This is a genomic window from Sphingopyxis sp. (assembly GCF_050725655.1).
Lineage (GTDB): Bacteria > Pseudomonadota > Alphaproteobacteria > Sphingomonadales > Sphingomonadaceae > Sphingopyxis.
This window is the reverse complement of record NZ_JBOHHT010000075.1, coordinates 1-4,654: the sequence shown is the minus strand read 5'-3', so window position 1 is coordinate 4,654 and position 4,654 is coordinate 1. Positions and strand designations below refer to the sequence as shown.

The 4,654-nt window shown below is 61.9% G+C and carries 4 protein-coding genes; 2 read left to right on the top strand and 2 right to left on the bottom strand.

Features of this window, described 5'->3' with window-relative positions; all coding sequences use genetic code 11:
* Positions 1 to 113: 113 nt before the first annotated feature.
* Positions 114 to 824, bottom strand: a complete 711-nt coding sequence (locus ACREBX_RS10860) for a glutathione binding-like protein (RefSeq protein WP_431561760.1) — start codon at positions 822 to 824, stop codon at positions 114 to 116.
* A 100-nt stretch (positions 825 to 924) separates the two neighbouring features.
* The gene (locus tag ACREBX_RS10855; protein WP_431561759.1) at positions 925 to 3,153 is read right to left on the bottom strand and encodes a TonB-dependent receptor; all 2,229 of its coding nucleotides are present in this window, start codon (positions 3,151 to 3,153) and stop codon (positions 925 to 927) included.
* A gap of 123 nt (positions 3,154 to 3,276) precedes the next feature.
* On the opposite strand from ACREBX_RS10855, the gene ACREBX_RS10850 reads away from it, so the two are divergent.
* Complete coding sequence (locus tag ACREBX_RS10850) at positions 3,277 to 3,783, top strand: DUF3237 domain-containing protein (RefSeq protein ID WP_431561758.1); 507 nt, start codon at positions 3,277 to 3,279, stop codon at positions 3,781 to 3,783.
* A gap of 1 nt (position 3,784) precedes the next feature.
* Complete coding sequence (locus ACREBX_RS10845; protein WP_431561757.1) at positions 3,785 to 4,510, top strand: glutathione binding-like protein; 726 nt, start codon at positions 3,785 to 3,787, stop codon at positions 4,508 to 4,510.
* The last annotated feature ends 144 nt before the right edge of the window (positions 4,511 to 4,654 follow it).

Here is a 4,654-nt window from a genome sequence, read left to right as displayed (position 1 = left end):
GGCGGGAGGGGCAGCGAGACTTGCGAACTTGTTCGCTCGTCGCAGCGGGGTGGGCACCTGCCACGGTGCAGGCCCACCCCCAACCCCTCCCGCCTGCGGGAGGGGAGAAGATGTCACCGCGTCGGCGCTTCCAGCATATTCTTGCCGAACAGGTTCGACCATTGCTCCTCGGTCAGCACCGGGCGCGCGCTCGAGAGGTTCGCGGCGTTCTTGACGTCGGTCCCCGTCATTACCGCGGGCCGCTCACCGATGCGGGCGAACCAGTCGGCGACCGCGGGATAATCATCGAGGGTCAGCCCGATCGCACGGATCGCACGCGTCCACGGCCAAACCGCGATGTCGGCGATGCTATATTCCTCGGCCAGATATTCGGCATCGCTCAGCCGCCCGTTCAGGACATGCAGCAGGCGCAGCGTCTCGTTTCGATAGCGTTCGACGGGATAGGCTTGTCCCTCGGGGGCGTAGCGGATGAAATGATGTGCTTGGCCCTGCATCGGGCCAAAACTCGCCATCTGCCACATCAGCCATTGCTGCGCCTGCGAGCGGCGGCGCGGGCTTTCGGGAAGTAATTGCCCGCTCTTCTCGGCCAGATAGAGCAGGATCGCGCCGGACTCGAACACCGGCAGCGGCGCCCCGCCGCCGACGGGATCATGATCGACGATCGCGGGCAGGCGGCCGTTCGGATTGATACGGCGATATTCGGGGGTCAGATGATCGCCTTCGAGCATGTTCATCGCCAGCAACTGATGCGGTAGCCCGACCTCTTCGAGCATGATCGAGACCTTGTGGCCGTTCGGCGTCGGTGTGAAATAGACGTCGATCATGTCGCGGTTCGCCTTTTCACACAGGTCACGACCGCAGCCGCCGCTTCCCTGTCGAGGAAAGCGTCGACTGCGGCCGATCCCTGGGACATCGGGATAGGACCTAGAACTTGATCCCGGCTTCGACCGAAATGTTGCGCGTGGGTTCCAGATAGAGGATCGCGCGCGGCGTCGCGGTGATCGGGGCGGGCAGGTTGAACGCGCTGCCGATCGTCTTCTCGTTCGTCAGATTCTTGCCGACGAGCGCGACGTGCCAGCTGTCGTCCTGATCGGCGAGCTGCACGCGAAGGTCGAGCTTCGCATAGCCGCCCTGCACACCGAAGATCGGGCTCTGGTTGTCCGAGTTGAAATATTTCGACCGCGCCGACGCGACACCGGTGATGTCGAACTTCAAATCGCTCGACAGGTCGAACCGCGCATGTGCCGTTACACTTCCCGTGTACTTCGACGAGTAAGCCACGGGATAACCAGCGAGATTGTTCGTCGCCGGGGCGCAGGTCAACGGCTGCGAGGCCAGGCAGGCCGCGCCCGGATAATCGTCATATTTGATATCCGAATAGGCCGCCGACGCGCTGATGTCGAAATTGGGGATCGGGAAGATGCTGAGCGATCCTTCCAGACCCTTCGACGTCGCGGCGGCGGCGTTACCGGTCAGATAGCTCGACGTGGCGGGCTGATAGACCGACACCTGCAGATCCTTGAACTTCGTGTGATAGGCCGAGACGTTCGCGACGACCTTGCCGTCGAACAGCGTCGACTTGATACCCGCCTCGAAATTTTCCGACTGTTCGGGTTCGAAGGTAAAGGTGGCGCTCCTCGTGCCGAGGGTGTTCGAAACGAAACCGCCCGATTTCGAACCGCGGCCCCAGGTCGCATAGACCATGATGCGCGGTGCGATGTCATATTGCAGCGTCACCGACGGGTCGACATTGCCTTCGCTGATCGAACCCGTGGCGCTCGAGATCGGACGCAGCGCGAAGGGGCCGTAAACGAGCCGCGATGCAAAATCGCCGTCCTTCTTGGTGTGGCTATAGCGCAGGCTGCCGATCGCGCGGAATGCATCGCTGATGTTGAACGTCGCCTGGCCGAACACCGACCAGGATTCGGCTTTCTGCCTGAAGATGCTGTCGATCCGGCCGAAATAATTCAGGCTGGCGATGTTGAAGCCCTGAAATTGCTCCAGCGTGTAATCCGACTTGTCGTAATAGGCGCCCGCGATGAATTCGAACGTCTTGCCCGTGGGCGACAGGATACGGATTTCCTGCGAGATCTGGTCGAAGCGTTCGGGGAAGGCATTGTACACCGAATTGGGAACAAAGGCGCCGCCGCCGTTCGGGATCGTCTGGTCGAACCCGTTGACGATCTTCGACTTGAACCAGCTGTAGCCCGTCACCGAGGTCAGCGTGAAGTCGCCGAGCGCGAGGTTGCCGACGCCCGAGATCATGACCGACTTGTTCTTGTTGCCCTCGTCGCCGAGCGCCGAGCGTTCGAGATAGCGCGTGGTTTGCGGATCCTGGCCGCTCGTCAGCGGGCTCGATACGGTGATGCCGCCGATGACGGTACGCTTCCCATATTCGACTTTCGCCGTGTAGTCGAAATTGTCCGATGGTTCCCACTTCAATGTCAGGCGCAGCAGCTGCGACTTGATTTCGGGGTCGTCGTGATCGGTGGCGCGGTTGTAGATATAGCCGTCCTGATTGACGATCTTGTACGCGAAGCGCGCGCCCAGCGTGTCGGTGATCGGTCCCGACAGATAACCCGAAAAGTCGGTGCCCTTGTGATCGAAATTATAGAGGCCGGTGATCGCGCCTTCGAAATCCTTCGTCGGACCCGCCGACACGACGCTGACTGCCCCCGCCGCGGTGTTTTTCCCGAACAATGCACCCTGCGGACCGCGCAGCACTTCGACGCGCGCGAGGTCGAAGAAGGGCGCCTGCGCCTGACGGTTGCGGCCGGCATAGATGCCGTCGACATAGAGCGAAACCGACTGGTCGAACGCGAAGTTCGCCGGCGGCGAGCCGAAGCCGCGGATATAGATGACGTCGTTGCCCGCGGTCGACTGGACGAAGACGTTCGGTGTATAGTTCATCACCGCCTTGATATCGCTGGTATTGAACTCGGCGAGCTTCGCGCCGCTGACGACTTCCATCGAAATCGGCACATTCTGCAAATTCTGCTCGCGCTTTTGCGCGGTGACGATGATTTCGTTGGTGTTGCTGTCGTCGATGTCCGCCGTGTCGGCGGGCGCCGTCTGCGCCATCGCCGGTGCGGCACAGCCGAGCATCGCGATCGCCGCGACGCCGGACAGCAGAAACTGGTTACGAGCCTTCATGTTCACCCTCCCATTGAGTGTTATGTCGCCGGTCCCGGAAGGTTCTCCGATCCGTCAATCTGATTGACCCTTAGTATACTAATGGTTTTATGCTTGTCTATAGGTTGAAGGAGGATTCGCATCATGAATGAAGAAAATCCGCAGGCGGCGCCCGCCGTACTGGCGACGCGTCATCTCTGCACCGTCGAGTTCGAGGTCGGGGGCGGGATCATCGGGATCGGTGCGTCGCCATTCGGCGACCAGCGGCTTGGTTATATCAGCGGCGGCAGATTTTTCGGCTCGCGTATCAATGGGATAGTTTTACCGGGCGGCGGGAATTGGTCGCGCAGCGGGCGGCTTGGCGAAGATGCTTCGGTCGGGACTTTCGATGCCCGCGCGGTGTGGCAGACCGATGACGGCGACCTTATCTATCTGAGCTACACCGGCCGCACCGTCATTCCCGACGATGTGCGCGCGACCTTCGCCGATCCCGCTGTCCCCAACGCCGACCCGTCGCGCTATTATTTGCGAATCGCCCCGGTGTTCGAAACCGCGAGCGCGAAATATGGCTGGCTCAACGGCGTGCTCGCGGTCGGGGTCGGCGAGCGTACCGATTTCGGGGTGCGGCACGTGATCCACGAGGTGCTGTGAGATGATCGACCTTCATTATTCGGCGACCCCGAACGGGCAGAAGATCGCGATCATGCTGGAGGAAATCGGCGAGCCGTACCGTGTCATCTTCTATGATATTTTCGACGGCGACCAGCTGACGGCGGAGTTCGGCCTGATCAACCCGAACCACAAGCTGCCGGCAATCGTCGATCAAGACCCGGCGGGCGGCGACGATCCGGTGACGGTTTTCGAATCGGGCGCGATCCTGCAATATCTGGCCGAGAAGAGCGGGCACTTCCTGCCCGCATCGGTCGCGGCGCGCGCAGCGACGCTGTCGTGGCTGACTTGGCAGGTCGCGGGGCTGGGGCCGATGGGCGGGCAGGCGAGCCATTTCCTACGCTACGCCCCGGCGGGGCAGGAATATGCCACCGAACGCTACACGAAGGAATTGAAGCGCTTGCTCACCGTGCTCGAAAAGCGGCTGGAGAAAAGCGCCTATGTCGGGGGTGACGAATATACGATCGCCGACATGGCGATCTGGCCCGGCTGCGCGTCGGGGTTCGTGATGGGCATGGGGCTGGACGAATGGCCGGCGATGCACGGCTGGTTCGAACGGATTTGCGAGCGGCCGGCGGTCGCGCGGGCGATGGCGCGTGAGGATCTGAAGGCGCCGGCGAAATATGTCGGCCGCCACCAGCAGCTCGACGACAAGGAATGGTCGAATATGTTCGGCGACGCGAACCACGCGGCGGTGAAGGGGGATTGAGGTCGGGCACGAAACGAGCGACCGGTTTCGACCGGTAGTGGACGTTGCCAACCCGACCGACGTCACCCCGGGCTTGACCCGGGGCCTGCCTGTCTTGAAGAAAAAGGCGGGTCCCGGGTCAAGCCCGGGATGACGGAAAGCAAC

What these genes read in the sequence shown, in the direction of transcription:
- ACREBX_RS10860 (WP_431561760.1), bottom strand. Translation starts at nt 824, where the DNA reads ATGATCGACGTCTATTTCACACCGACGCCGAACGGCCACAAGGTCTCG.
- ACREBX_RS10855 (WP_431561759.1), bottom strand. Translation starts at nt 3,153, where the DNA reads ATGAAGGCTCGTAACCAGTTTCTGCTGTCCGGCGTCGCGGCGATCGCG.
- ACREBX_RS10850 (WP_431561758.1), top strand. Translation starts at nt 3,277, where the DNA reads ATGAATGAAGAAAATCCGCAGGCGGCGCCCGCCGTACTGGCGACGCGT.
- ACREBX_RS10845 (WP_431561757.1), top strand. Translation starts at nt 3,785, where the DNA reads ATGATCGACCTTCATTATTCGGCGACCCCGAACGGGCAGAAGATCGCG.